Origin of the sequence: Nonomuraea mesophila (genome assembly GCF_004352805.1) — a bacterium.
Classification (GTDB): domain Bacteria; phylum Actinomycetota; class Actinomycetes; order Streptosporangiales; family Streptosporangiaceae; genus Nonomuraea; species Nonomuraea longispora.
In genome coordinates, this window is record NZ_SMLD01000018.1 from 62,858 (window position 1) to 86,815 (window position 23,958).

Here is a 23,958-nt window from a genome sequence, read left to right on the forward strand (position 1 = left end):
CGGCCGGTATGAGTGTCGACAGTGGTCCCCCGTAAACAGGCCCAGGTGGCCATCACGCACAGCGCCCGGCCGTCCATAGGGTTGCCGCCATGACCTCCAAGCTGCCCGACCCCGTGGTGCTCGAGAACGCCGTCGTCCGGCTGGAACCGCTGGCCATGGAGCACATGCCCGACCTGTTCGCCGCCGGCGGCGGGGACGACGAGGTCTGGCGCTGGATGCCCGCGGGCACGCCCCGCACCGAGGCGGAGCTGGCGAAGGTCGCCCGCCCCCTGATCGACGACGACCGGCACGTCCCGCTGACGGTCGTGCACAGGCAGAGCGGACGCGCGGTGGGCTGGACCACGTACGCCGACGTGCCCGGCTTCGACCAGAGCATCGAGATCGGATGGACGTGGTACGGCCGCGCCGTCTGGCGCACGGCCGTGAACACCGCCTGCAAGCTCCTGCTCATCGACCACGCCTTCACGCTCGGCTACAACCGGGTCCTGCTCAAGACCGACGTGCGCAACGTACGCTCGCAGGACGCCATCAGGCGCATCGGCGGCGTGCACGAGGGCACGCTGCGCCGCCACCGCAGGAGGCCCGACGGCACCTGGCGCGACACGGTCTGCTTCGGCATCCTCGACGACGAGTGGCCACCGCACCGGGAGCGCCTGAGCACGCCGCGGGAGGGCGGCGCCTGACCTGCCGGTGACCCGCCGTCACGCAGAATTGGCTGTATGAGCCTCGACCACCTCGTGTACGCCACCCCCGACCTGGAGTCCACCGCCGCCGAACTGGAACGGCTGCTCGGCGTGCGCCCGGCGGCCGGAGGGCGGCACCCGGGGTTCGGGACGCGCAACCGCCTGGTCCGCCTGGGCGGCACGAGCTACCTGGAGATCGTCGGGCCCGACCCGGAACAGGAGCCGCCCGCCACGCCCCGGCCGTTCGGCATCGACCGGCTGGAAGCGGCGGCGCTGGTCGGCTGGGCGGTGGCGGTCGACGACATCGACGCGGTCACGGCCCGGGCGCGCGCCCGCGGTTACGACCCGGGCGACCCGCTGGACATGTCGCGGCGCACGCCGACCGGCGACCTGCTCGCCTGGCGGCTCACCCCGCCGGAGCGGGCCGGATACGACGGGCTGGTGCCGTTCCTCATCGACTGGGGCGACACCCCGCACCCGGCCGGTCCCGGGCTGCCGGCGGCCGAGCTGGTGTCGCTGGCGGGCGGCCATCCGCACGCCGAGGGCGTGCGCGCGGCGCTGGCCGCCGTGGGCGCCCGGCTCGACGTGGACGAGCAGACCCGTCCGGTCCTGACGGCCATCCTGTCCGGCGGCCACGGCCTGGTGACGCTCACGGGCCCCTGAAGACGATCGGGACAGCCGAGGGGCCCTGGTGACGCTCACGGGCCCCTGAAGGACTCGTGGCCTTCGCCGGGGTCGCGGGACAGCATGCCGGCCAGAAGGTCCTCGACGGCCTGCCTCAGCTCCTCCAAGGTCGGCATGGCGCCGGCCCCCACGATCGCGTCGAACATGAGCCCTTCGCTGAAGGCCACGAGCTGACGGGCGTGCCGGACCGGGTCACGCGAGCCCTGGGCGGCCAGCAGCGCCACCGCCGGGTCGCGGAAGCGGCTGCCCGCCGCGTCGTAGATCCCGCGCAGCTCCGGCCGCCGCGTCGCCTCCAGCGCCAGCTCGTAGCGGGCCAGCGTGCGCCGGCGGTCGTTGAGCTGCACGAGCAGCCCTTCGGCCACCCGGTCCACGATGCCACCCTCCGGGCTCGTGAGGGCGGGGCCGAGGGCTCGCAGCTCCAGCTCCGCGAGCCGGGACAGGGTCAGCTCCAGCAGGGCGGCGCGCGTACGGGCGAGGTTGGAGGTCGACCCCGGCGGCAGCCCGGCCGCCTCGTCGACGGCCCGGTGGGTGAGCCCCCGCATGCCGCGCTCGGCCAGCAGGGTGATGGCCGTGTCCGCGACCAGCTCTGAGCGTTTCACGGGACCCGATCCTACCGCCGCCCGACTACGGGCGTAGTATTGTGAAACTACAGACGTAGTAAGAGGAGGCGGGGAACATGCCGAAGGCCGTGGTGATCGGCGGTGGCGTAGGAGGGCTGAGCGCCGGGGTGGCGCTCCGGCGCGCGGGGTGGGACGTGACCGTGCTCGAACGCGCCGCCCACCTCGCCCCGGTGGGGTCGGGGCTGGCCATGGCGCCGAACGCGTTGAAGGCGCTCGACGCCCTCGACCTGGGCGGTCGGGTGCGCCGGCTCGGCCGGTTCGAGGGGCAGGCGGGCATCCGCCGCCCGGACGGACGCCCGCTCGTGCACACCACGGACGACGACGCGCAGGCGCGCTACGGGGACTCGATGGTGGTCATGTCGCGGGCCGCGCTGATGGACGTGCTCGCCGGCGCCCTGGGCGAGGCCCGCCTGCGCCTGGACGTCACCGTCTCCGGCGTGGACGCCGCCCGCGGGGTCGTCAGCACCGGCGCGGGCGACCTGGAGGCCGACCTGGTCGTGGCCGCCGACGGCATCCACTCGGCGACCCGCAAGGCGCTCTTCCCCGGCCATCCCGGCCCGGAGTACTCCGGCGTGACGGCCTGGCGCGCCCTCATCCCCAGATCCGGCCTGCCCATCCAGAGCACGGAGACCTGGGGAAGGGGGCTCGTGCTCGGGATCCACCTGCTGGCGGGAGATCTCGTCTACGTGTACGCGACCGACGTCTCCCCCGCCGGGGCCGTCCACGAGGACGGGCGGGAGGAACTGCTGCGCAGGTTCGGAGACTGGCACGAGCCGATCCCCGCGCTGCTGCGGGCGGCCGACCCCACGCGGATCATCCGCAACGACATCTTCTCCTTCGCCACGCCGCTGCCCGCGCTCCACAGCGGCAGGGTCGCGTTCGTCGGCGACGCCGCCCACCCCATGACGCCCAACCTCGGCCAGGGAGCCTGCCAGGCGATCGAGGACGCCGTCGTCCTGGCCCACCTGGCGGCCGGCTCCCCCGCGGCCGAGGACGCGCTGCCCGCCTACACCGCCGCCCGCCTCGACCGCACGTGGCAGGTCGTCCGCCGGTCCATGACGATCTGCCGGCTCACCAAGGTCCGCAACGCGCCGGCCGTACGGCTGCGCGACCTCGCGATGTCCACGGCCGCCCGGCTCCGTCCCGACCTGATGCTGCGCTCCATGGACGACGTGCTCGGCTGGCGCCCTCCCGCGCCGGCGGGCCGGAAGGACGCGCCGAGCATCCCGGCAGACGGCTGAGACCCCTTTACCGGGGCCCGATGCCGTCCAGGGTGAAGCTCCTGTTCCACTCGCGCACCCACGCCGGGCCGAAGCCCTCGGCCCGGTTGAGCGGCGTGGCCCTGGCGTCGAACGTGCCGGTGGCGGGGTCGAAGGCGAACGCGGCGGCGCTGTCCCTCTTGACGTTGTAGGCGTCGAAGTCCGGGTTGAAGCTCTTGACGTTCAGCCCGCCGGCGTCGTCGGTGTAGGCGAAGCCGCCCGTCGCGATGCTGACCGACCGGGTCAGCACGTTGTGCGCCGGCACGTACACGGAGTCGGGGTTCTCCCACACGTACGCCTGGGTGCACTCGGTGGTGCCGATCGAGGTGCACGGCTCGCCGTCGGCCCCGGACGGGACGTACCAGTCGCGGATGTTCGGGTACTGCCGCCCGTAGCGGCGGTACCAGGTCTCGATGTTCTCCCGGGTGTTCGTGAAGCCGCTGCCGTCGCCCGGCTTCAGCATGTCGTTGAAGCGCTCGATCACGACCTTCGCGTTCGGCACCGGGAGGTCGTCCTCGTGGTAGAGCTTGTCGTGCCCGAGGTACGTCACGTCCTTGAAGACGTTGTCCGAGACGACGTTGCTGTGGCCCGCCTGGAAGAACAGTCCGTGCTGGACGTTGTCGAACACGTTGTGGTGCACGACCATCCCCGACATGCCGTCGTCCATGTAGACGGCCTGGTTGCCGTCCGCGCCGATGTCCTTGAACAGGTTGTACGCGACCACGTTGTTCAGGTACGTGTAGTCGCGGCCCGCGTAGATCACGCCCTGGTCCGAGGCGTGCGTCACCAGCCGCTCGAACCTGTTGTGGCTGATCTCCATGTCGTTGCCCATGATCTGGATCGCCATGTGGGGCGCGTCGTGGACGTGGTTGTAGCGGAAGGTGTTGCCGACCCCGTACATGTAGCCGGCGGGGGTGTAGGTGGCGAGCTTGGAGAAGTCGTAGATCTCGTTGTGCTCCACGACGTGGCCGCCGGGCTCCAGCGAGTCGCGGTCGCCGCCGGCGGTGAACACCCCGCCGCCGCCGAGGTCGTGCAGGCGGCTGTTGACCACCTTGTTGTTGTGGCCGCCGCGGCTCGTGCGGTATTCGGCGACGGCCGTGATGGCGTCGTTGGCCTCGCCGATCGCGACCGCGTCCATGCTGGCGTTGAGGATCTCCAGGCCGTCGACGGTGCACGACTCTGCGTCGAGCAGCCGCACGGCGGTGCCGGTGGTGCCGTTCAGCTTCAGGCCCTTGAGCGTCACCCCGCGCACGTTCTCCAGCTGGAAGAACGGCGCGTCGAACGAGGTCAGGCTGATCTCCTTGCCCTCGACGGTCCCGCCCGGCGGGTAGTAGTAGAGGACGCCGGCGTCGTTCCAGCGGTCGATGTAATACTCGCCCTCGGTGTCGAGCTCGCTCAGCACGTTCTGGGCGACGAACGAGGTCCATTTGTCGGTGGCCGCGTACATCGTGGGATATGTCGTACGAAGCTCCGCCTCACCGGGGTCGACGGAGGCGATGCGTACGCGGTCGTTGGCGTAGTTGTTGCCGAAATAGCCGGACAGCCAGCCGTCGGTCTCGAACACCGTGTTGTCGGGTTCCTGGCCCTGCGGCGGCGCCCAGGCGGAGGAACGTTCCTTCAGCGCGGCGTCGACGGCGGTGTAGACCGGCCCCGGCAGCTTGAGCATGTCCTCGTACGGCAGGGTGGTGCCGTCCTCGGTCTTGTCGGAGAAATAGTCCCTGGCGCCCTTCGGCGCCTCCTTGACCGTGATGGCGGCGCTGTCGAGTTTGCCGGCGCCGTTCGGATACTGCGCCAAGGTCTGGGTCGCGTCGTCGGTGATCAGCTCGGGGGCGAACGGCTGGGGTTTCCAGTTGAACCCGTTCTTCATGATCACCCCGGCGGGGATGCCCGCAGCGCCCAGGTCGTAGACGTGGACCTGGCCGGCCACCGCGTCGGGGACGCGCGCCTTCGAGGACCACTTGGCCTCGTCCGGCAGGTCGCTCAGCCTGCGGAACCCGCCGGGGGCGAGGGTGGTGACGCCGGCGAACTCGACCTGTTCGCCCGGGTAGGCGGCGTAGGTGACGTAGGAGTGCTCCTGGCCGCTCAGCTCGATGGTCTCGGACGTCTGATAGACGCCTTCCCTGATGTGGACGACGCCCGGCCGGCGTGCGCTCGTCCGTCCCGCCAGGGCGTCGCGGGCCTGCTCGACCGTCGCGAACGGGTCCGCTTTCGTACCGGTGGCGCCTTCCCTGCCGTCCTTGGCCACGTAGACGACGGTCCTGGTGCCGGATAAGCCGGGCTCCGCCGAGGCCGGCGCCGGTGCTCCGGCCGCCGTGACCACCAGGACGGACGCGATCAGGACACCCATCGATCTTCTCGGCATGCTCGTGCCACTCCGCTCGTAGAGCACATCGCTGCAATGTGACAGACCACTATGGTCATCGCCGATGCACCGTAACCCCGCAGGCCATGACAATTCAACCGTTTGACCAACGCGGACCGCGCGGCCCCACGCCCCGAGGGCGCGCGGGACCGCGAGAAGGTGTGGGGCCCCGCGTGGCTCAGCTCGCGTCCGACGTCGCCGGCACCGGGACGGGGGCCGGTTCGTCGTCGGCCGGGGCCGGGCGGTGGTCGGGGGCCAGGCGGCCGAGCGTGATCGTGCCGCCGATGGTCAGCGCGCCGGCCAGCAGGGCGGGGATCGCCGTGGACGGGGCCGTGGGCAGCGGCTCACCGAGCAGGATCGCGCCCGCGAGCACCGAGGTGATGGGGTCGACGACCTGGACGCCGGCGTAGGCGATGCCGAAGTAGCCGACCGCGTACGAGCGCTGGAGCAGCACGACCGCGCAGACCAGCAGCAGGGGGATGGCGAGGGTGAACCAGTGGACCAGCCGCCCCAGGTCGCCCTCCAGGCCGCCGCCGACCACGCGGACGAACGTGGACACGCTCGCGGTCACGGCCCCCGCGCCCACCGAGAGCAGGGCGGCCCTGGCCGCCCCGTGCACCCGGCGGGCCATCAGCTGGGTGGCCAGGGTGATCAGCCCGATCACGGCGATGAACCCGATGGCCGCGCCGTCGCCCAGCCGGGGCGGCACGTTGTGCTCCGGCACCAGCATCATGAGCCACAGCAGGCCCACCGCCACGGCGATCGATCCGAGGATCTCCGCGCGGTGGGGCTTGCGTCCGTACAGGAACGCCGCCAGCGGCACCGCGAACACGAGGGTGGCCACGCTGATCGGCTGGACGGCGACCAGCGGCGCTAAGCTCAGCGCCACCGCGTGCAGGCACGCGCCGGTGAAGCCGATGATGCCGCCGATCCACCAGCGGGGGCGTCGCACCAGCCGGAGCGAGGCGCCCTCGGCGACGGCTTCGTACTGCTGCAGTGCGGCGCCGAGCGCGTAGCCCAGCGCGCCGGCCAGAGCGATCAGCAGGCCGATCCAGGTCATCGCGGCCCGCGCAGGAGCAGGCGTCCTTTCAGGAGCATTGCTCCAGCTTATGAGCCCAGCGACCTTCTAGAATCCACCTTTAGGCTGATAAATCCGCCTGGACCCAGTGTGAACAGCATGAACATCTGGCCCATTCATGAGCCCGGCCGGCGCCTGGACGGGCTCGCTCTAGGAACGTTCCGGGCAGACGCAGAACAGGTGGCCCTCGGGGTCCCGCAGCACGACCCAGCCCGTGCCCTCCTCGGTGACACCCGGCTGGAAGTCGGGCCTCGTCGCGCCCAGCGCGATGTACTCGCCGACCGCCTTCTCCACGTCCGGCACCCGGAAGTCGAAGTGGAACTGCTTGCCCTCGCCGGGCCACGCGGCCGGCTCGCGGCCGGGGACCCGCCCGAAGTAGATGTTGGTGGTGCCGTCGCCCACGGCCGCGTACTCGTCCTCGGAGTACTGGATGTCCAGCCCGGTTACCTCGTGGTAGAACTCGGCCAGTTTCTTGGGCTCCGCGCAGTCAAGAGTGACCGCCAGGAGCTTCGCCTTCGTCGTCATGGCTCCAGCGTTCCAGCCGTACCTGCCATCTTCTGTCAGGTACGGCGAGGGCCGCGCCCGGAAGCGGACGCGGCCCTCCCCTCACGGCACGGAGTCACCCGTGGAAGCGGCCGTAGTAGTCACCCAGCCGCGTCCGGTATTCGGGCTCCTTGAACGTGCCCTCGTCGAACTCGGGCGCGTCCTTGATCTCGGCCTTGGTGCGCGCGACGAACACGTCGCGCTCCTGAGGGTCGATGCTCGTGACGACCTGCGCCGGAAGCATGACCTTCTTGCCGAAGATCCAGGGGCCGGTGTCGACGATGATGTAGCTCTCGCCGACCTCGTACGTCGCCTCGTCGACGGTCCCGATCTTCCCGTCGGTCGCCTGCACGCGGTAGCCCGCGAGATCCAGGCCCTTGCCGCGGTCGTAGACGTCAGGTCGGTAGTCCCAGAGCTCCATGGGAACTCGTCCTCTCCTCTTTGCCGTCTTGCTCGGGCCCCCGTCCGCTACCCGAACAGAGCTCCGTAAACCGGTAACAAAGCGGTTAACAGCTAGCGATCATCTATTAGTCAGCAAGCGGGCTACGCCACCCTCTTCTAGGACAAGAAGGGTGAAGATTATGCCAACTAGCTCAGACCGTCTCTACGAGATCGACGGCCTTCGGCTACTGGCGGCGCTCTGCGTCGTGCTGTTCCACTACACGTTCTCCGGCTGGGCCGGCGACCACAGCCCGGTCGTCTTCGCCGCCGAGAGCGCCTGGTCCAAGTACGGCTACCTGGGCGTGGACCTGTTCTTCCTGATCAGCGGCTTCGTGGTGCTGATGAGCGCGTGGGGCAGGACCCCGCGCGCGTTCGTCGTCTCGCGCGTCGTGCGGCTCTACCCCGCGTACTGGGTGGGCATCGCCGTCACCAGCGTGGTCACGGTGACGCTGGGACAGGGCGTGTTCGAGGTGAGCCTGCCGCAGGTGCTGGCGAACCTGACGATGTTCCAGTCGGTGCCGAACATCGCGAACGTGGACGTGGTCTATTGGACACTCTGGGCCGAGATGCGGTTCTACTTCCTCATCCTGGCCTTCACCTTCATCGGCATGACGCGCACCCGGGTCATGGTGGCGCTCTGGGCCTGGCTGGGGTTGACGGTGCTGGTCCAGGCGGGGCTGCTGCCCGGCATCGCCGACCTGGTCGTGCAGTCGGAGTTCTCCCACTACTTCATCGCGGGCATGGCGCTGTTCATGCTCTACCGGTTCGGGCTGAGCGTGCAGATCGCCCTGCTGGTGCCGATCTGCCTGGGCAACGCCGTCTACCGGGCCGTCGGGTACGCCGACGCCGTCGGCGAACGGTACTCCGTGGAGTACTCGCACGGCGTGATCATCGCCGTGGTCGTGCTGATCTTCCTCGTCATGACGCTCATCGCGCTGCGCGCCACCCGGTTCCTGGCCAGGCCGTGGCTGGTGACGGCCGGCGCGCTGACGTACCCGCTCTACCTGCTGCACGCGCACGTCGGGTTCGTGATCTTCTCCCGCGTGGGCGACGCGGTCGACAAGTACGTGCTCCTGGCCGGGCTGATCGCGGTCATGCTCGGCGCCGCGTACCTGGTGTACCGGTTCGTCGAACGGCCGCTCGCGCCTCGGCTGAAGGTCATGTTGTCGGGTCGCGCGCCTGCTCACGTACCCCGGCACGCGCAGCGTGAGATGTCCGACAACTCGCGCTGACTGTCCTGACAACCGGCCGGCACGCGGGGCACCGGGGCTCCAGGTGCGGATACGATCCGCGTCACGGAGAGGGGGCCGCATGAGCGTCACCGACGAGCCGGAGTGGGCTCCACCCGGAGTGGATCCGGCGCAGCCGAGTGTGGCGCGCGTGCACGACGCGCTGCTCGGCGGCATGGAGAACTTCGCCGCCGACCGGTCGGTGGCCCGCAAGCTGAAGGACACGGTGCCCGAGGTCGTCGACCTCGTCTGGTGCAACCGCGCCTTCATCGGCAGGGCGGTCGACTTCCTGGTCCGCGAGGCGGGCATCAGGCAGATCATCGATCTCGGCGCCGGGCTCCCCACGGTCGAGAACACCCACGAGGTCGCCCAGTTCGCCGACCGTTCGTGCAAGGTCGTCTACGTCGACATCGACCCCATGGTCGAGCCGCACGCGCGGGCGCTGCTGGGCGCCAACCCGAACGCGGGCGCCGTCACCGCCGACGCCCGCGACGTCGACGCCGTGCTCGGCCATCCCGTGGTGCGCGGCCTCGTCGACCTGTCACAGCCCACCGCGATCATGGCCATCGGGCTGCTGCACCTGTTCCCCGACAAGGAGGACCCGCACGCCCTGGTCAGGCGCTACATGTCGGCGCTGGCCCCGGGCAGCTACCTGGCCGCCTCCAACATGCTGGCCGGCGTCAATCCCAAGGCCAAGGCGCTGGAGGTGATGGTGCAGGCCACCATGGGGACCGGGTTCTTCCGCGACCGTGCCGCCATCACCGCGTTCTTCGACGGCCTGGTGCTCGTGGAGCCCGGGGTCGTGCACTTTCCCGAGTGGCACCCCGACGAGCGTGTCCCCGGGCCGCTCGCGCCGTATGAGGAACTGCTGCTGGGCGGGGTCGCCCGCAAGCCGTGAGCCCTCGCGGGTCATCGGGGTGAGCGCCGCCGGCGTACGGCGGTAGGGTGGTCCGCATGCCGCGACGCATGCAGATCTGCTCTCCCCCGCCCGCCCGCTAGCGGGCGGCTCTCCGACGCCTTCCCGGGTCTGACAGATCCGTGGGTGGTCGCTGCCCGCACACCGGGCCCTCTTCCACCACTCCTTCCGGAGCAATCTGTCATGACCCATGTCTCCGCGCGGCGGGGCGCCTTCTACGTGTCCATGGCCGCGACCGCCTGGGGCACCGGCGGCGCCGCGGGCTCCCTGCTCTTCCAGACCGGGCAACTCGGCCCCGTCGGCGTGTCCCTGTGGCGTCACCTCCTCGGCGCCGCCTTCCTGTTGCTGATCGTCCGCCGTTTCGTCCTCGCCGACCACCTGGACTGGCGCGTGCTGCCGGTCGGAGCCGGCATGGCCGTCTACCAGACCGCCTACTTCGCCGCGATCGCCCACTCGGGCGTGGCCGTCGCGACCGTGGTGACGATGGGCGCGGCGCCCGTCCTCACGGCCGTGGGCAGCCGGCTCTTCCTGCGCGAACGGCTCACCCGCGGCGCGCTCCTCGCGCTGGCCGCCGCGCTGGCCGGGCTCGTCCTGCTCACGGTGGAGCCCGCGCTGCGCACCTCGGCCACCTCGGCCACCTCGGCCTCCTCGGTCGCCGGCGTCGCCTTCGCGCTGGCCTCCGCCACCGGGTACGCCGGGGTGACGCTGATGTCGCGGCGGCACAAGGACCGCGACCCGCGGACCACGGCCATCGGCGGGTTCGCCGTGGCCGCGGTGTGCCTGGCGCCGTTCGCCCTGGCCGACGGCGTGGTGCCGGAGCTGAGCTGGCCGTCGCTGGCCCTGCTCGTCTATCTGGGCGCGGTGCCGACGGCGCTCGCGTACGGGCTCTACTTCGTGGCGCTGACCGCGCTGCGGGCCACCACGGTCGCCATCATCTCGCTCGGCGAAGCCGTGGGCGCGGCGCTGCTCGGCGTGGCCCTGTTCGGTGAACGGCTGACGCCGCTCGCCTGGACCGGCTGCGCGCTGCTGCTGGCCGCCGTGACGGTGCTCGCGGTCCGGGCCGACGCGGGGTGACCCGGGCGGGAGCGTTGTGACGGTGAAGGCCGCCGGATGAGTTAAGGTCCGGTACGGCGGCGCTTGCCGTATCGTCGCTCCGCTCCCACCCCTTGGCCGAGGGAACGGTCTCGGCGAAGCGTGCGTTGGAGGAACTGTGGCGTCAATAACGGGAATGCTGAGGAACCTGCTGGACCGCCCGGGCGGAGTTCCTCTGGCCCCCTACCAGAAGATCGTCAAGGCCGCCGAAGCGCGGGCCGCCAAGCTCGGCCAGCTCGACGAGCTGCCCAGACCGGAGATGGACGATCTGGCCGGGTTCTGCGCCATCGTGCGCGAGGCCGCGGACCGCACGCTGGGGCTGCGCCCGTACGACGTGCAGTTGCTGGGCACGCTGGCCCTGCTCGACGGCAAGGTCGCGGAGATGGCGACCGGTGAGGGCAAGACGCTCTCCGGCGCCATGGCCGCCGCCGGCTACGCGCTGCAGGGTAAGCGCGTCCACGTGATCTCCGTCAACGACTACCTAGCCCGGCGCGACGCCGAGTGGATGGGGCCGTTCTACGCCTCGCTCGGCGTCAGCGTCGGCTGGATCGGCCAGAACTCCACGCCGGAGGAGCGGCGGGAGGCGTACGCGAAAGACGTCACCTACGGCCCGGTCAGCGAGATCGGGTTCGACGTGCTGCGCGACCGGCTGCGCACCGACGCCGCCGAGCTGATCGTGCCCGCGCCCGAGGTGGCGCTGGTCGACGAGGCCGACTCCGTGCTCGTCGACGAGGCCCGGGTGCCGCTGGTCATGGCCGGGGCGGCCGACCCCGGCAACGCGGTGCCCGAGATGGCGGCGCTGGTCAGGCAGCTCGTACGCGGCTACCACTACGAGATCGACGAGCAGGCGCGCAACGTCTATCTGACGCCCAAAGGCGCCGACAGCGTGGAAAACCTTCTGGGCGTCGAGCTCTACGACGAGCACGAGCCGGGCACGCTCATCGAGCTCAACCTCGCCCTGCACGCGCACGCCCTGCTCGCCCGCGACGTCGACTACATCGTGCGCGACGGCAAGGTGCAGCTCATCAACCCCTCGCGCGGCCGGGTCGCGCTGCTCCAGCGCTGGCCCGACGGCCTGCAGGCGGCCGTGGAGGCCAAGGAGGCGCTGCCGCCGAGCGAGAAGGGCGAGATCCTCGACTCGATCACCGTGCAGGGCCTGATCCGCCGCTACCCGCAGATCTGCGGCATGACGGGCACCGCCGTGGCCGTCAGCGAGCAGCTCGGCGAGTTCTACGACCTCAAGGTGGCAGTGATCCCGCCCAACCGGCCGTGTGTCCGGGTCGACGAGCCCGACCGCATCTACCCGACCGTGCCCGACAAGGACGCCGCCCTGGTCGAGGAGATCCAGGAGGTGCACGCCACCGGCCGGCCCATCCTCATCGGCACGCTCGACGTGGCCGAGTCGGAGAACCTCGCCAAGCTCCTCCAGCGCCGCGGGCTGGAGCCGGTGGTGCTCAACGCCAAGAACGACGCCGAAGAGGCGGCGATCATCGCCAGGGCGGGCGAGCGCGACGCCATCACGGTCTCCACGCAGATGGCCGGCCGCGGCACCGACATCCGCCTGGGCGAGGGCGTGTCCGAGCTGGGCGGCCTCTACGTGATCGGATCAGGCCGGCACGCCAGCAGCCGGCTCGACGACCAGTTGCGCGGCCGGGCCGGCCGCCAGGGCGACCCGGGCGGCTCGGTCTTCTTCGTCAGCATGCAGGACGACCTGATCACCCAGTTCATCCCCGACGAGCGGCCGCCGGCGGCCGACCCCGACGGCCTCGTCCGCCACCGGCGCGGGGCCTACCTCGTCGGTCACGCCCAGCGCGTCGCCGAGGGCGTCAACCTGGAGATCCACCGCAACACGTGGCGCTACACGCGCCTGCTGGAGCACCAGCGCGAGCTCATCCTGGAGTGGCGTGACAAGGTCCTGCACGGCGACGCCGCCTCCAAGGCGCTGGCCAAGGCCGACCAGGAGCGCTGGGAGTCGCTGCCCGAGGACACCCGTGACGGCACCGCCCGCCAGATCGTCCTGCACGCGATCGACCGCTGCTGGACCGAGCACCTGGCGTTCCTGACCGACCTGCGCGAGGGCATCCACCTGCGCGCGCTGGGCCGGATGAGCCCGGTCGACGAGTTCCAGAGGGAGGCCGTGGCGGAGTACAAATCGCTGCTGGCCGAGGTGGAGCGGCGCTCGCTGGAGTCGTTCGAGGCGCCCGAGCCGGACCTGCGCAGGCCCACGGCCACGTGGACCTACCTCGTACAGGACAACCCGTTCGGCACGGAGTGGGACCGCATCCTCAAGCGGGTCACCGCCGCCACCCGGCGCGGCTGAGCACCGGGGGCCCCACCGGAGGCCCCATCGGGGCCCCATCGTGGGCTCTGTCACGGCCACTTGGGGTCGCCCGACGGCACGACCGGTCCTTCCAGCACGCCCAGCCGCTCCAGCAGGGTGAGGAACGTCGTCGCGTACGGCGAGTCCTCCACCACGGCCGCCACCCGCGGCCAGTCGACCTGCTCGCGCAGCGCCCGCACCTGTGACAGCAGCGCGCCGTAATCGCAGGCGTGCTCCGACAGCGGCAGCAGCCACGTGATCACCAGGTCGGTCGCCTCCAGCACGGGGACGATCACGGCCGACGCCTTCAGCGGCTCGGCCCTGTCGAGCAGTTCGTCGGTGATCGCCAGGTCCGACACCCGGAAGATCAGGTCGACCAGGCGGCCTTCGTCGTACGCCTTGACCAGCCAGTCCTCGGGAGGTTTGGCCGTCTGGAAGCCCAGCCCGCGCAGCGTCTCCAGGGCGGCGGGCACGTCGTGCTCGGTGACCACGAAGTCCACGTCGTGCAGCGACGGCGCGGCGCCTCTCGCGTAGGCCGCGCACCCCCCGGCCAGCGCGAACTTCACCCCGGCGTCCTTCAGCCCGGAGCTGGCGCGCTTGAGCGTGTCGAGGATCGCGTCAGTGACCGCGTGACCGTGGCTGCTCATGGTTCCGGGCTACCCACACGATCGGCCGATAGGCGTTGTGCTATAAGGCCCGCTGCGAGTAGGGCCTGGACCTGCGGGTAGCGCCAGGAGCTATGACCGAAATCCTGGAGAAGACCGAACAGGCCTATGGCGGCGACCACGACCGGCCGCTCGGCGGGTACCTCGGCATCCTCGGCGCGTACGGCGGCACGGTGGCGGTGGCGGCCACCGTGGCGGCCCTGGCTGGGCGGCGGGCTCCCGAGCGGGTGGCGGCGATGGACGTGCTGCTCATGGCCGCCTGCACGCACAAGGTGTCGCGGCGCCTGGCGAAGGACCCCGTCACCAGCCCGCTCCGGGCGCCGTTCACCCGGTACAAGGGCGGCGGCGGGCCCGCCGAGGTGCAGGAGAAGCCCCGCGGCCCGATGGGCGAGCTGCTCGCCTGCCCGTTCTGCCTGTCGCAGTGGGTGGCCACCGCGTACGCCGCCGGGCTGGTGCTGTCGCCCAAAGTCACCCGGCTCGTGGGGGCCACGATGACCGCGGTGGCGATCTCCGACTGGCTGCAGCTGGCCTACGCGAAGCTGATGAAGTCGACGTCCTGAGTGCCCGGATGTCTGGCGGCGACAACGGAAAGCCATATGTTTTCCCTGTTCGTTTCCGAGCGGAAAAAGATGTTAAGCGGTCATCCCTCAGGGCAGAGGCGGAGTCATGGCTACTTTGCTCTGGATCATCGCGGTAATTCTCGTCATCGCCGGGATCTACGTGATCCTGGCCCGGCGCGACCTTCTCTGGGGAATCGTGCTCATCGTGCTCGGTTTCCTGGTCGGGCCCGGCGGGGTCAGCATCTTCAATGTCTAGGGGCGCCACCCTGATGGCTCCCCGCTCGACCCGACCGCTGGGCCGCTCCCCGAGAACGGTCCAGCGGTCCTCCCGACTTGCCGGAATAACGAAATAGCTGGCCACGACAGAGGCCACCGCCCAGGGACGGGCGGTGGCCTTCGACGTATCTCAGGATCCGTTTTCACATTCGAGGCAGTAAACGCCGTACGCCCGCCCGAGAACGGGCAGGGCGACGTTGCGCACCCGGATGCCGCCCGGCGTCATGCCCTTCGGGCTGCCTTTGTGTGCGTGCCCGTGGAGGATCAGGTCCGCGCCCGCCGTGTCGACGGCCTCCGCCAGGAGATAGCTGCCGAGGAACGGATAGATCTCCGCCGGTTCGCCCTCGAGCGTCTCCTTGACGGGCGAGTAGTGCGACAACACCACGCGCTCGTCGGCCACGATCTCCTTCAGCGCGAGTTTCCACGCCTCGGCGATGGAACGGGTGTGGGCGACGAAGTTCTTGATCTCGCGCTCGCCGAACTCGCTGGCGCATTTGCCGGCGAACCCGCCGCCGAAGCCCTTCCCGCCGACGACCCCCAGCTTCGTGTCACCGCACTGGAGCACGACGCCGTCGTCGTCGAGCACGATCACCCCGGCGTCGCGGAGCTCCTCCGCGATCTCGTGCTCCAGGTCGGAGTGGTAGTCGTGGTTGCCGAGCACCGCCACGGCGGGGATCGGCAGGTCGCGCAGCTCGTCGGCCACGACCTTGCCCTCCTCCAGCGTGCCGTGCCTGGTGAGGTCGCCCGCGAGCATGAACACGTCGGCGCGTTCCTCGATGCCCTGCAGTCTGCGCCGGTAGTGCCCCCTGCCGTCCTCGCCCAGGTGAATGTCGCCCACTGCGGCGATGCGCAGGTCAGTCAAGATGCTCATCCTCCCCTGGCTCGGTGGGGTCCACGACGTTGATCTCGTTGTGCAGGCGAAGCTCCGGCGCGGTCTCGTGCGCCACCTCGCCGAGCCGCGTACGCTGCTCGACCTCGCTCACCTGACCGCGCAGGAACAGCTGGTCGCCCCTGATGTCGACGCGGATGCCCAGCTCGTTGGTGCGCCCGTCCTCGGCCAGCGCCTGCTGGACGCGGGCCGCGACGTACTGCGGAGCTTCCATCGCTAGCCTCCTTCTCCTGTGGCCGCATGCCCGGGTATAAACCAGTCAAACGGCACGAATAAGGTCTATTACCGCCTGTTCCACCCGACCCGCCGTGGCGAGCTGACCGAAGTCGGCGTCCGCCCCGAGCTCGGTCAGCACCGCCGCGATGGTCCTGTCCCGTTCGTACGCCTCCACCACCCGCGGATCCACGTACGAGGCCCGCGCGACGGTCGGGGTGTTGCCCAGGTACTGGGCGACCTCGCGCATCACGCGCACGATCGCCCTCTGCTTCTTCGTACGCCCCTCCGAGCCGGCGGGCCCGGACACCGCGAGCCCCACGGCGGCGAGCACCGTGGCGTGCCAGGTGCGGAAGTCCTTGGCCGTGACCTCGTACCCGATGGTCTCCCGGAGGTAGTCGTTGATGTCCTCGCTCCTGATGTCGCTCCAGCCGCCCGGGCGCCGGTAACGCAGCAGCTCGCCCTCCTCGCCCAGCGCCTTGAGCGACCTGAGCACCTTGCACACCCCAGGGTCGGCCAGCTCGACCTCCCGGTCGATGTCGCCCTTGGCCGGGTAGGAGCAGACGACGACGCCGCGCGAGCAGGTCACGTGCTCCATCCTCAGCGTGGCCAGCCCGTAGGTGTCGTAGCTCTCGCCGCCGATGCGGAAGAAGCCGATGTCGAGCAGGCGGGCCGCGGCGGCCAGCACCCGCCGCCGGGTCAGGCCGCGTCCCCTGAGCTGGTCGTCCACCGCCTTCCTGAACGCGGGCAGCCGCTCGGCCACCTCCAGCACCCGGTCGAACTTCTCCCGGTCCTGCTGCTCGCGCCACACGTCGTGGTAGCGGTACTGCCTGCGCCCGGCGGCGTCCGTACCCACCGCCTGGAGATGCCCGTCGGCCGAGGCGCAGATCCACACGTCGCTCCAGGCCGGCGGGATCGCCAGCCCCTTGATCCGCTCCACCGTGGCGGGGTCGCGCACCCGCCGCCCGTCCGGGCCGACGTAGGTGAAGCCCCTGCCGCACCGCCGTCGTACGATGCCCGGCTCGTTCTGGTCGCTGGGCCGCAGGTCGGGACCGCCGGCAGGGGGTCGCCGGCGCACGTTCGGGTCTGGCTCGGGCACCGGGCACGGCTACCCATGACGTTACGCCGCAAACGGCACGGGCAGGTGAGCGGCATGTCTGAACACGGAGAGTGGCACGAGGAGAAGTCACGCAGGGGTCATGCGATGGTGCCCGCCACCCCACGTGACGTGGTGCACATCAGGGTGGGCTCGTTCCTGCTGGTGTTCCTGTTCGCGATCGCGGTGCTGGGACTCATCGGGGGCGCCCCTGTCATGACGGGCATCGCCGCCGTACTGGCGGTGCTCACGGTGATCGACATCACGCTGGCCGTACGCCGCCAGAAGCAGCGCAGCGACGGAGAGGCGGGCTGATCTCGACATGGGGCCACTGAACGGGCGCGTGGTGGTGGTGACGGGCGCGAGCGGCGGAGTCGGGCGCGCGGTCGTCCGCGAGCTTGGACGGCAGGGGGCCAGGGTGGCCCTGATCGCCAGGGGAACGACCGGGCTGGGCGCGGCCGCGGTCGACGTGGGCGTCGAGGGAGGCAGCGGGCAGGTCTATGAGGCGGACGTGGCCGACTACGACCAGGTGCGCAAGGCCGCTGAGCGGATCGAGGCGGAGATGGGGCCGATCTCGGTGTGGATCAACACCGCTTTCTCCTCCGTGTTCGCGAAATTTCAGGACATCAGCCCGGAGGAGTTCACCCGCACCACCGCCGTCACCTACCTGGGCTACGTCTGGGGCACCAAGGTCGCCCTCGACCTGATGCGGCCGCGCGGCGCCGGCGCCATCGTCCAGACCGGCTCGGCACTGTCCTACCGCGGCATTCCCCTGCAGTCCGCCTACTGCGGCGCGAAACACGCGATCAAGGGATTCACGGAGTCGGTCCGCACGGAGCTGCTGGCGGACGGCAGCGGCGTACAGATCACGCTCGTCCAGCTGCCCGCCGTCAACACCCCGCAGTTCGAGTGGGTGCTGTCCAAGCTCCGCCGCCACCCCCAGCCCGTCCCCCCGATCTACCAGCCCGAGGTCGCGGCGCGGGCGATCGTGTACGCCGCCGAGCACCCCGAGCGCAAGGAGTACTGGGTCGGGACGAGCACCGTGGCCACCCTCATGGCCCAGCGCGTGGCCCCCGCCCTGGTGGACCGCTACCTCGCGCGGACGGGAGTGAGCTCGCAGCAGACCGACGAGAAGTCCCCCAGCGGCGTGTCCAACCTCTGGGACCCGGCCGACGAGACGACGGACTACGGCGCCCACGGCACCTTCGACCAGCGCTCACACGCGCACAGCCCGCAGGTCTGGCTCTCCCGGCACCGCCGCCCGGTCCTGCTCACGCTGGGCGCGGGCACGGCCGCCGCCGCCCTCGCAGCACTCGGCCGGCGCCTGCGGCGCTGACCACCCTCGACGGCGCCCGGCGCCCACCCGGCCTCCCGCGTCAGGCGGGCGGAGAGGGGCGGCCGGGCCGGAACTCTCCAGGAGGTCATGATGCCCGAACCCGATCTTCAGTACCTCGCCGAGCTGGCCACACAGCTGCGCGTCGACTCCGTCCGCGCCGCCGCCGCTGCCGGCTCCGGCCACCCCACGTCGTCCATGTCCGCGGCCGACCTGATGGCCGTGCTGTTCGCCCGGCACCTGCGCTACGACTTCCACCGGCCGGACAACCCGGCCAACGACCATGTGATCCTTTCCAAGGGGCACGCCTCTCCCCTGCTGTACTCGCTGTACAAGGCGGCCGGTGTGATCGACGACGAGGAGCTCCTGACCTTCAGGAAGCGCGGCAGCCGGCTGGAAGGGCACCCGACACCGCGGCTGCCCTGGGTCGACGTCGCCACCGGCTCGCTCGGGCAGGGGCTGCCGGTGGGGGTCGGGGTGGCGATGGCCGGGCGGCTGGAACGGATGCCGTACCGGGTGTGGGTGCTCTGCGGCGACAGCGAACTGGCCGAAGGTTCCATCTGGGAGGCGGCCGAGCACGCGGGCAGCGAGGGCCTGGCCGGCCTGACCGCGATCGTGGACGTCAACAGGCTCGGGCAGCGCGGGCCCACCCGGCACGGATGGGACACGGGCGCGTACGCCCGCCGCTTCGCCGCGTTCGGCTGGCACACGATCGAGATCGACGGGCACGACCCCGGGGAGATCGACTACGCGCTGCAGGACGCCTGCAAGACCCGCAGGCGCCCCACCGTCATCCTGGCCAAGACCCGCAAGGGCGAGGGCGTGCTGGAGGTCGAGAACCGCGAAGGCGCCCACGGCAAGCCCATCAAGGACTCCGGCAAGGCCGTCGACGAGCTGGGCGGGCCACGGGACGTGCGCGTCACCGTACGCGAACCCGAGGAGGCCGCCGAGCCCTACCGGTTCGGCTCAGGACCGCTGGAACTGCCCTCGTACGAGGTGGGCGAGCAGGTCGCGACGCGGACGGCGTACGGGGAGGCGCTGGCGGCGCTCGGCGCGGCCCGCGGCGACGTGGTGGCGCTGGACGGCGAGGTGGCCGACTCGACCAAGACCGAGGCGTTCGCGCAGCGATTCCCCGAGCGCTTCTTCGAGATGTACATCGCCGAGCAGCAGCAGGTCGCCGCCGCCGTCGGGATGCAGATCCGCGGGTGGACACCGTACGCCGCCACGTTCGCGGCGTTCCTCACCAGGGCCCACGACTTCATCAGGATGGCCGGCGTCAGCCGGGCCTCGATCCGGCTGGTCGGGTCCCACGCCGGGGTGTCGATCGGCGAGGACGGCCCGTCGCAGATGGGGCTGGAGGACCTGGCCATGATGCGGGCCCTGTACGGCAGCACCGTGCTCTACCCGTGCGACGCCAACCAGACCGCCGCGCTGATCGCCGAGATGGCCGACGTCGAAGGCGTGTCGTACCTGCGGACCACGCGCGGGAACACACCGGTGATCTACCCGCCGGGCGAACGGTTCCCCGTCGGCGGGTCACGGGTGCTGCGGCAGTCGAGCGGCGACCGGGCCACGATCGTGGCCGCGGGGGTGACCGTGCACGAGGCGCTGGCGGCGGCCGGCGAGCTGGAGGCGGCCGGGGTCCCCGTGGGAGTGATCGACCTCTACTCGGTCAAGCCCGTCGACTCGGCGGCGCTGGCGGAGGCGGCCACCACCACGGGCAACCTCATCACGGTGGAGGACCACCGGCTCGAAGGCGGGCTCGGTGACGCGGTGCTGGACGCCGTGAGCGCACTCGGGCCGCGCGTGGTGAAGCTGGCGGTGACGGAGCTGCCAGGGTCCGCGAAGCCGGAGGAGCAACTCGCCGACGCCGGCATCGACCGACACGCGATCGTGGCGGCCGTCAAGCGCCTGCTCTGACCCGGCTGACGCGCCCGGGGGCATGAGGAAGGCCGGCGGGCGAGGGGCGGCGCCGTGCCGCTTCGCTCTCCCGCCGGCCTCCTGACGAGCCGGCCGCCTCCGGTAGGCGCGCTGGTCAGCGTGCCTTCGACGTGGCCTTCCTGTTGGCCTTCTTGATCGCCGTCACCAGCTCCTGCTTGGTCATCCTCGACCGGCCGCGCACGCCCAGCTTGGCGGCCACGCTCTGCAGGTGTTCCTTGCTGGCGTTGGCGTCGACGCCCTCGGCGGTCCTGCCGGACCGGTCCTTGGCGCCCTTGTCGGAAGGACCCTTCTTCGACTTCGGCTCCCAGTGGTCGCCGACCTTCTCGAAGGAGTGCTTCAGCGCCGCGAACGCCGTCATATGGGCGCGTCGCCCTTCGCCGTACTCCTGCACCGCAGAGTCGTGCGCCTTGATCCACGTGTTCTGTGCCTTCTTCGGCGAGCGCCTGATGGTGGACGGCAGTTCCTCGACTGCTGGCATTTCGCTTCACCTCCTACAGCGGTGGTTCGTCGTAGTGACGTCGTTCCTCGTACACGGTGGTCCGTCTGGGCTCGGGCTCCTCGTAGATCTCGTGGCGGTGGACCGGCTCGTCGATGGGGCCGACCGCCCGGCGGGTGACGCTGATCCGGTAGATGCCGAACCCGAGTCCGACCAGGCCGCCGAGCATGAGGACCAGACCCACTACGTTGATGTCGAGGCCGGCGAGGTCGAACTCGACGGCCCAGGTGAGGATCGCACCGAGCATGATGAGGATGATGCTTCCGGCGATGGTCATCTGATTTACCTCCTTGACACGAAGGACCTCTATCCACATGTCGAAAAACAAACCAGTCGTGGTGATCGGGCTCATGGGATCGGGCAAGACGACGGCGGGCCGTCTGATCGCCGAGGCGCTGGGGCTGGAGTTCAGCGACAGCGACCCGTTCCTCAAGGCCAGGTACGGCGGCACGGCCGCGCAGATCGCCGCCCGCGAGGGCGCTGCCACGCTGCACCTCTACGAGGCCGAGCACGTGCTGCTCGAACTTGCCGGTGCCCCCAAGGTGATCGCGGCGGCGGCGAGCACGGTCGAGGACCCCGAGGTCCGGGCGGCGATGCGGGCCGCGTTCGTGGTCTGGGTCGACGCCCCCGACAAGGTGCTGACCGAGCGGATGCGCTCGAGTGATCACCGTCCCGACTTCGACCCCGCGGTCATGCGGGCCCGCCGCGGTGGCTATTTCCGTGAGGTGGCCGACACCGTGTGCGACGTGAGCGAACTCGCTCCCGAGCAGGTGCGCGACGCCGTGGTGCGGGAGCTGGGTGCGTCCACCTGTGACCACGACTGACGGCCGGGACGATGTTCGCTGACAAACCCGTGCTGGAGGGCTCGCGCGTGACGCTGCGCCCGGTCGGCCCTGAGCACGCGGAAGGTCTTTACGAGCTGGTACGCGATCCGGAGGTGCGGCGGCTGACGGGCTCGCAGGGCGAGTTCGACTTCGAGGGCGCCCGCCGGTGGTGCGCGAGCCGGGCACAGCACGCCGACCGGCTCGACCTGGCGATCATGACCGGCGACGGTTACGCGGGCGAGGTCGTCCTCAACGCGCTCGACCCGGCCAACCTGTCGTGCAACCTGCGCATCGCGCTGATCGGCTCCCGGGTGTTCGGCAGGGGCTACGGCACGGAGGCCATCGAACTGGTCCTCGCACACGCCTTCGGCACGACCCCGCTGCACCGGATCGAGCTGGAGGTCTACGCTTTCAACGACCGGGCACGACACGTCTACAAGAAGATCGGCTTCATGGAGGAGGGCGTGAAACGTGACTCCTTGCTTTGGGACGGCGCATGGCACGACTGCGTGATCATGGCGATGCTCCGCCCCGGGTGGCTGGCGCGGCGCGAAGGCCTGACATAATGATCATGACGCATGGGTCCCCCGAGGCGCGCGGGGGACCTGTCGCGTCATTTCGGACAACCATTGGACGGTGTCGTGCATCTAAGCCTCAGTGACGATGCGCTTGGTGCCAGGTGACCCCGAGAAGCTTGGCGGCTACTGGCTGGCCGCCAGGCTCGGCGCGGGCGGAAGCGGCGTCACCTACGACGCCTACGACGACGACGGGCAGCGGTTCGCCGTCACGGTTCCGCGCGGCGAGGCGGAGCCCGAGTCGCGTGGCGAGGCCGGACGCAGATTCGGGCGGGTGACCTGCCGTCACCTGGCCGAGGTGGTCGACGCCGGGGTCGACGGCGGCGTCCCCTACGTGGTGAGCGAGTTCGTCGACGGGCCCGACCTGCGGCAGGCCGTCGCCCTGCACGGTCCGTACACCGGCGACGAGCTGCTCGCGCTGGCCGGTTCGCTGGGGGCCGCGCTCGACGCGCTGCACGAGGAGAAGCTGACCCACCAGGGGATCGACCCGGAAAGCGTGCTGCTGGCCGCGGGCGGTCTCAAGGTGATCGAGCTCGGCCTGCCCGCCTGTCGCCCGGTGGGCGAGACGTACACGTACCTCGCACCCGAGGTCCTGACCGGGCAGGAGGCGGGGGCGCCCGCCGACGTGTTCGCGTGGGGCGCGGTGGTGGCGTTCGCGGCCACCGGCCGCGACCCGTTCCGCGGCGACAGCCTGGGCGGCATCATGCACCGGCTGCTCACCTGCGACCCCGACCTGAGCGACCTGCCCGAGCCCCTGCGCGGGCTGGTCGGGCGCGCCCTGGCCAAGGATCCGGCCGACCGGCCGGACGCGGCCGAGCTGCTGATCGCGGCCGGAGACGCGCTGCGGCCTCCGCAGGGGCACGCGCGCCCGCGCTCGCTCGGCGAGGTCGCCGAGGACGTCTACCAGGCGCTCACACCCCGCCAGCAGGAGGAGGTCCCCGGGCTGCTGCTGCGCCTGCTCGACGGCGACAACCCGCACGACGAGGGCGACGTGCTCGGCCCGCTCATGGACGCCGGCCTGCTGGTACGCCGCAGCGTGCGGGTGGCGCCGGTCGAGACGTCCATGGGCAAGCTCGTGGCCCTCAGTGACGACCGGGTGGCGCCCGCCAGCGCCGCGCTCTACCGCGCCTGGCCCCGCCTGCGCGGCTGGGCCGCGGACGAACGCGAGACCATGCACGTGCACCGCCAGATCCGGGTGGCCGCCAGGCAGTGGTCGGAGCACCGCCGGGGCAGGAGCCGGCTGCTGCGCGGCGAGGCCCTCGACACGGCGCTCGGCTGGGCCGCGACCAAACGCCGCCATCTGCGGCTCAACCAGCTCGAACGCGACTTCATCAACGACAGCGTGGCCCTGTCCAAACAGCGCAGGAAACTCCTCACCCCGTCCATGGCCACCCTGGGGGCGCTGCTGGCCGTGGCCGTGACGATGTCCGTCGTGTCCGTGCACGGCCAGAACGACCTGCGCGGCCGCCTCCTCGACTCCGACGCGCGGGCCGTGGCCGCCAGGGCCGAGGCGATGCGGTCGACCGACCCGCGTACGGCGATGCGGCTCAGCGTGGCCGCCTGGCGGTTGTCGCCCGTCTTCGAGGCGCGGGCCGCGCTGCAGTCCTCACTCGTCCAGCCGGAGCTGGGCGTGTTCACCGACCCGGCCGCCGACCTGCGGGCCCGCTACCTGCTGCGCGGCGACGAGCTGGTCAGGTGGGACTCCGGCACGGTCACCGTCTGGGACGTGCCGGGCGGGCGGCAGGTCGCCTTCTACCGGCTGCCGTCGGGGAGTGTGGCGCTGAGCGGCGACGGGCGCTACGCGGAGGGGGCGGGCGGGCGGCCCTTCGACGTGGTGACCGGCCGGCCGCCGTCCCCGAGACC

The 23,958-nt window shown here is 71.0% G+C and carries 26 protein-coding genes; 15 read left to right on the forward strand and 11 right to left on the reverse strand.

Going from position 1 to position 23,958, the window contains the following annotated elements:
- The first annotated feature begins 89 nt into the window (after positions 1–89).
- Together E1295_RS10055 and E1295_RS10060 are read left to right on the forward strand one after the other, a co-directional pair.
- Positions 90–683 carry a GNAT family N-acetyltransferase gene (locus E1295_RS10055; RefSeq protein ID WP_132629902.1) on the forward strand — a complete coding sequence of 198 codons (594 nt, stop codon included), beginning with the start codon at positions 90–92 and terminating at the stop codon, positions 681–683.
- 36 nt (positions 684–719) lie between these two features.
- Positions 720–1,346 (forward strand): VOC family protein, encoded by a 627-nt coding sequence (locus E1295_RS10060; RefSeq protein ID WP_181957971.1) that lies wholly within the window; start codon positions 720–722, stop codon positions 1,344–1,346.
- A gap of 35 nt (positions 1,347–1,381) precedes the next feature.
- Here E1295_RS10060 and E1295_RS10065 read toward each other — a convergent pair whose 3' ends face one another.
- A complete protein-coding gene (locus tag E1295_RS10065; protein WP_220448633.1) occupies positions 1,382–1,966 on the reverse strand; it encodes a TetR/AcrR family transcriptional regulator in 585 nt (194 codons plus the stop codon).
- A gap of 77 nt (positions 1,967–2,043) precedes the next feature.
- On the opposite strand from E1295_RS10065, the gene E1295_RS10070 reads away from it, so the two are divergent.
- Positions 2,044–3,228 carry an FAD-dependent monooxygenase gene (locus tag E1295_RS10070; protein WP_132629906.1) on the forward strand — a complete coding sequence of 395 codons (1,185 nt, stop codon included), beginning with the start codon at positions 2,044–2,046 and terminating at the stop codon, positions 3,226–3,228.
- Between the two features lie 7 nt (positions 3,229–3,235).
- Here E1295_RS10070 and E1295_RS10075 read toward each other — a convergent pair whose 3' ends face one another.
- The 4 genes from E1295_RS10075 to E1295_RS10090 form a co-directional block, all read right to left on the reverse strand.
- Positions 3,236–5,593 carry a right-handed parallel beta-helix repeat-containing protein gene (locus tag E1295_RS10075; RefSeq protein ID WP_132629908.1) on the reverse strand — a complete coding sequence of 786 codons (2,358 nt, stop codon included), beginning with the start codon at positions 5,591–5,593 and terminating at the stop codon, positions 3,236–3,238.
- Between the two features lie 193 nt (positions 5,594–5,786).
- The gene (locus E1295_RS10080; RefSeq protein WP_132629910.1) at positions 5,787–6,668 is read right to left on the reverse strand and encodes a DMT family transporter; all 882 of its coding nucleotides are present in this window, start codon (positions 6,666–6,668) and stop codon (positions 5,787–5,789) included.
- A gap of 168 nt (positions 6,669–6,836) precedes the next feature.
- A complete protein-coding gene (locus E1295_RS10085; RefSeq protein WP_132629912.1) occupies positions 6,837–7,211 on the reverse strand; it encodes a VOC family protein in 375 nt (124 codons plus the stop codon).
- Positions 7,212–7,305: 94 nt separating this feature from the next.
- Positions 7,306–7,650, reverse strand: coding sequence for a PRC-barrel domain containing protein (locus E1295_RS10090; protein ID WP_132629914.1), 345 nt, complete (start codon positions 7,648–7,650; stop codon positions 7,306–7,308).
- A gap of 160 nt (positions 7,651–7,810) precedes the next feature.
- Between E1295_RS10090 and E1295_RS10095 the strand changes: the two genes are divergently transcribed.
- The 4 genes from E1295_RS10095 (at position 7,811) to secA2 (ending at position 13,227) form a co-directional block, all read left to right on the forward strand.
- Positions 7,811–8,902, forward strand: coding sequence for an acyltransferase family protein (locus E1295_RS10095; RefSeq protein ID WP_166427161.1), 1,092 nt, complete (start codon positions 7,811–7,813; stop codon positions 8,900–8,902).
- 79 nt (positions 8,903–8,981) lie between these two features.
- On the forward strand, positions 8,982–9,797 hold the full coding sequence (locus E1295_RS10100) for an SAM-dependent methyltransferase (protein ID WP_132629918.1): 816 nt from the start codon (positions 8,982–8,984) through the stop codon (positions 9,795–9,797).
- Between the two features lie 201 nt (positions 9,798–9,998).
- On the forward strand, positions 9,999–10,889 hold the full coding sequence (locus tag E1295_RS10105; RefSeq protein WP_132629920.1) for a DMT family transporter: 891 nt from the start codon (positions 9,999–10,001) through the stop codon (positions 10,887–10,889).
- A 154-nt stretch (positions 10,890–11,043) separates the two neighbouring features.
- On the forward strand, positions 11,044–13,227 hold the full coding sequence (secA2, locus tag E1295_RS10110) for an accessory Sec system translocase SecA2 (RefSeq protein ID WP_132629922.1): 2,184 nt from the start codon (positions 11,044–11,046) through the stop codon (positions 13,225–13,227).
- A gap of 50 nt (positions 13,228–13,277) precedes the next feature.
- On the opposite strand, the gene E1295_RS10115 is transcribed toward secA2, so the two are convergent.
- A complete protein-coding gene (locus E1295_RS10115) occupies positions 13,278–13,874 on the reverse strand; it encodes a nucleotidyltransferase (RefSeq protein ID WP_132629924.1) in 597 nt (198 codons plus the stop codon).
- 92 nt (positions 13,875–13,966) lie between these two features.
- On the opposite strand from E1295_RS10115, the gene E1295_RS10120 reads away from it, so the two are divergent.
- Together E1295_RS10120 and E1295_RS48605 are read left to right on the forward strand one after the other, a co-directional pair.
- A complete protein-coding gene (locus E1295_RS10120) occupies positions 13,967–14,452 on the forward strand; it encodes a DUF1360 domain-containing protein (protein ID WP_132629926.1) in 486 nt (161 codons plus the stop codon).
- A 106-nt stretch (positions 14,453–14,558) separates the two neighbouring features.
- Complete coding sequence (locus E1295_RS48605) at positions 14,559–14,708, forward strand: GPGG-motif small membrane protein (RefSeq protein WP_020543887.1); 150 nt, start codon at positions 14,559–14,561, stop codon at positions 14,706–14,708.
- Positions 14,709–14,858: 150 nt separating this feature from the next.
- Here E1295_RS48605 and E1295_RS10125 read toward each other — a convergent pair whose 3' ends face one another.
- From E1295_RS10125 to E1295_RS10135, 3 genes are read right to left on the reverse strand one after another with little or no spacing between them, the layout of a single operon-like run.
- The gene (locus E1295_RS10125; protein ID WP_132629928.1) at positions 14,859–15,599 is read right to left on the reverse strand and encodes a metallophosphoesterase family protein; all 741 of its coding nucleotides are present in this window, start codon (positions 15,597–15,599) and stop codon (positions 14,859–14,861) included.
- The gene (locus tag E1295_RS10130) at positions 15,583–15,831 is read right to left on the reverse strand and encodes a BON domain-containing protein (protein ID WP_132629930.1); all 249 of its coding nucleotides are present in this window, start codon (positions 15,829–15,831) and stop codon (positions 15,583–15,585) included. Before E1295_RS10130 ends, E1295_RS10125 begins: the two co-directional genes overlap by 17 nt.
- A gap of 45 nt (positions 15,832–15,876) precedes the next feature.
- A complete protein-coding gene (locus tag E1295_RS10135) occupies positions 15,877–16,929 on the reverse strand; it encodes a DNA topoisomerase IB (RefSeq protein ID WP_246079955.1) in 1,053 nt (350 codons plus the stop codon).
- Between the two features lie 54 nt (positions 16,930–16,983).
- On the opposite strand from E1295_RS10135, the gene E1295_RS10140 reads away from it, so the two are divergent.
- The 3 genes from E1295_RS10140 to E1295_RS10150 all read left to right on the forward strand — a co-directional run bounded on the left by E1295_RS10140 (position 16,984) and on the right by E1295_RS10150 (position 20,179).
- Entirely contained in the window at positions 16,984–17,241 is a 258-nt protein-coding gene (locus tag E1295_RS10140; RefSeq protein ID WP_132629932.1) for a hypothetical protein, read from the forward strand.
- A 7-nt stretch (positions 17,242–17,248) separates the two neighbouring features.
- A complete protein-coding gene (locus tag E1295_RS10145) occupies positions 17,249–18,262 on the forward strand; it encodes an SDR family oxidoreductase (RefSeq protein WP_132629934.1) in 1,014 nt (337 codons plus the stop codon).
- Between the two features lie 87 nt (positions 18,263–18,349).
- Positions 18,350–20,179: a transketolase gene (locus E1295_RS10150; protein ID WP_246079956.1), complete on the forward strand. Its 1,830-nt coding sequence runs from the start codon at positions 18,350–18,352 to the stop codon at positions 20,177–20,179.
- A 115-nt stretch (positions 20,180–20,294) separates the two neighbouring features.
- On the opposite strand, the gene E1295_RS10155 is transcribed toward E1295_RS10150, so the two are convergent.
- Together E1295_RS10155 and E1295_RS10160 are read right to left on the reverse strand one after the other, a co-directional pair.
- Positions 20,295–20,678: a ChaB family protein gene (locus E1295_RS10155; protein ID WP_132629936.1), complete on the reverse strand. Its 384-nt coding sequence runs from the start codon at positions 20,676–20,678 to the stop codon at positions 20,295–20,297.
- Positions 20,679–20,691: 13 nt separating this feature from the next.
- A complete protein-coding gene (locus tag E1295_RS10160; RefSeq protein ID WP_132333372.1) occupies positions 20,692–20,973 on the reverse strand; it encodes a hypothetical protein in 282 nt (93 codons plus the stop codon).
- Positions 20,974–21,010: 37 nt separating this feature from the next.
- On the opposite strand from E1295_RS10160, the gene E1295_RS10165 reads away from it, so the two are divergent.
- The 3 genes from E1295_RS10165 to E1295_RS10175 all read left to right on the forward strand — a co-directional run.
- Entirely contained in the window at positions 21,011–21,520 is a 510-nt protein-coding gene (locus E1295_RS10165) for a shikimate kinase (RefSeq protein ID WP_246079957.1), read from the forward strand.
- 11 nt (positions 21,521–21,531) lie between these two features.
- The gene (locus E1295_RS10170) at positions 21,532–22,086 is read left to right on the forward strand and encodes a GNAT family N-acetyltransferase (RefSeq protein ID WP_132629938.1); all 555 of its coding nucleotides are present in this window, start codon (positions 21,532–21,534) and stop codon (positions 22,084–22,086) included.
- Positions 22,087–22,192: 106 nt separating this feature from the next.
- The coding region (locus tag E1295_RS10175; protein ID WP_220448634.1) for a serine/threonine-protein kinase at positions 22,193–23,958 on the forward strand (1,766 nt) is incomplete at its 3' end.

Excerpts from the sequence above, each read along its gene's own strand:
- E1295_RS10055 (WP_132629902.1), top strand. The coding sequence starts at position 90 with ATGACCTCCAAGCTGCCCGACCCCGTGGTGCTCGAGAACGCCGTCGTC.
- E1295_RS10060 (WP_181957971.1), top strand. The coding sequence starts at position 720 with ATGAGCCTCGACCACCTCGTGTACGCCACCCCCGACCTGGAGTCCACC.
- E1295_RS10070 (WP_132629906.1), top strand. The coding sequence starts at position 2,044 with ATGCCGAAGGCCGTGGTGATCGGCGGTGGCGTAGGAGGGCTGAGCGCC.
- E1295_RS10075 (WP_132629908.1), bottom strand. The coding sequence starts at position 5,593 with ATGGGTGTCCTGATCGCGTCCGTCCTGGTGGTCACGGCGGCCGGAGCA.
- E1295_RS10080 (WP_132629910.1), bottom strand. The coding sequence starts at position 6,668 with ATGACCTGGATCGGCCTGCTGATCGCTCTGGCCGGCGCGCTGGGCTAC.
- E1295_RS10085 (WP_132629912.1), bottom strand. The coding sequence starts at position 7,211 with ATGACGACGAAGGCGAAGCTCCTGGCGGTCACTCTTGACTGCGCGGAG.
- E1295_RS10090 (WP_132629914.1), bottom strand. The coding sequence starts at position 7,650 with ATGGAGCTCTGGGACTACCGACCTGACGTCTACGACCGCGGCAAGGGC.
- E1295_RS10095 (WP_166427161.1), top strand. The coding sequence starts at position 7,811 with ATGCCAACTAGCTCAGACCGTCTCTACGAGATCGACGGCCTTCGGCTA.
- E1295_RS10100 (WP_132629918.1), top strand. The coding sequence starts at position 8,982 with ATGAGCGTCACCGACGAGCCGGAGTGGGCTCCACCCGGAGTGGATCCG.
- E1295_RS10105 (WP_132629920.1), top strand. The coding sequence starts at position 9,999 with ATGACCCATGTCTCCGCGCGGCGGGGCGCCTTCTACGTGTCCATGGCC.
- secA2 (WP_132629922.1), top strand. The coding sequence starts at position 11,044 with ATGCTGAGGAACCTGCTGGACCGCCCGGGCGGAGTTCCTCTGGCCCCC.
- E1295_RS10115 (WP_132629924.1), bottom strand. The coding sequence starts at position 13,874 with ATGAGCAGCCACGGTCACGCGGTCACTGACGCGATCCTCGACACGCTC.
- E1295_RS10120 (WP_132629926.1), top strand. The coding sequence starts at position 13,967 with ATGACCGAAATCCTGGAGAAGACCGAACAGGCCTATGGCGGCGACCAC.
- E1295_RS48605 (WP_020543887.1), top strand. The coding sequence starts at position 14,559 with ATGGCTACTTTGCTCTGGATCATCGCGGTAATTCTCGTCATCGCCGGG.
- E1295_RS10125 (WP_132629928.1), bottom strand. The coding sequence starts at position 15,599 with ATGAGCATCTTGACTGACCTGCGCATCGCCGCAGTGGGCGACATTCAC.
- E1295_RS10130 (WP_132629930.1), bottom strand. The coding sequence starts at position 15,831 with ATGGAAGCTCCGCAGTACGTCGCGGCCCGCGTCCAGCAGGCGCTGGCC.
- E1295_RS10140 (WP_132629932.1), top strand. The coding sequence starts at position 16,984 with ATGTCTGAACACGGAGAGTGGCACGAGGAGAAGTCACGCAGGGGTCAT.
- E1295_RS10145 (WP_132629934.1), top strand. The coding sequence starts at position 17,249 with ATGGGGCCACTGAACGGGCGCGTGGTGGTGGTGACGGGCGCGAGCGGC.
- E1295_RS10150 (WP_246079956.1), top strand. The coding sequence starts at position 18,350 with ATGATGCCCGAACCCGATCTTCAGTACCTCGCCGAGCTGGCCACACAG.
- E1295_RS10155 (WP_132629936.1), bottom strand. The coding sequence starts at position 20,678 with ATGCCAGCAGTCGAGGAACTGCCGTCCACCATCAGGCGCTCGCCGAAG.
- E1295_RS10160 (WP_132333372.1), bottom strand. The coding sequence starts at position 20,973 with ATGACCATCGCCGGAAGCATCATCCTCATCATGCTCGGTGCGATCCTC.
- E1295_RS10165 (WP_246079957.1), top strand. The coding sequence starts at position 21,011 with ATGTCGAAAAACAAACCAGTCGTGGTGATCGGGCTCATGGGATCGGGC.
- E1295_RS10170 (WP_132629938.1), top strand. The coding sequence starts at position 21,532 with ATGTTCGCTGACAAACCCGTGCTGGAGGGCTCGCGCGTGACGCTGCGC.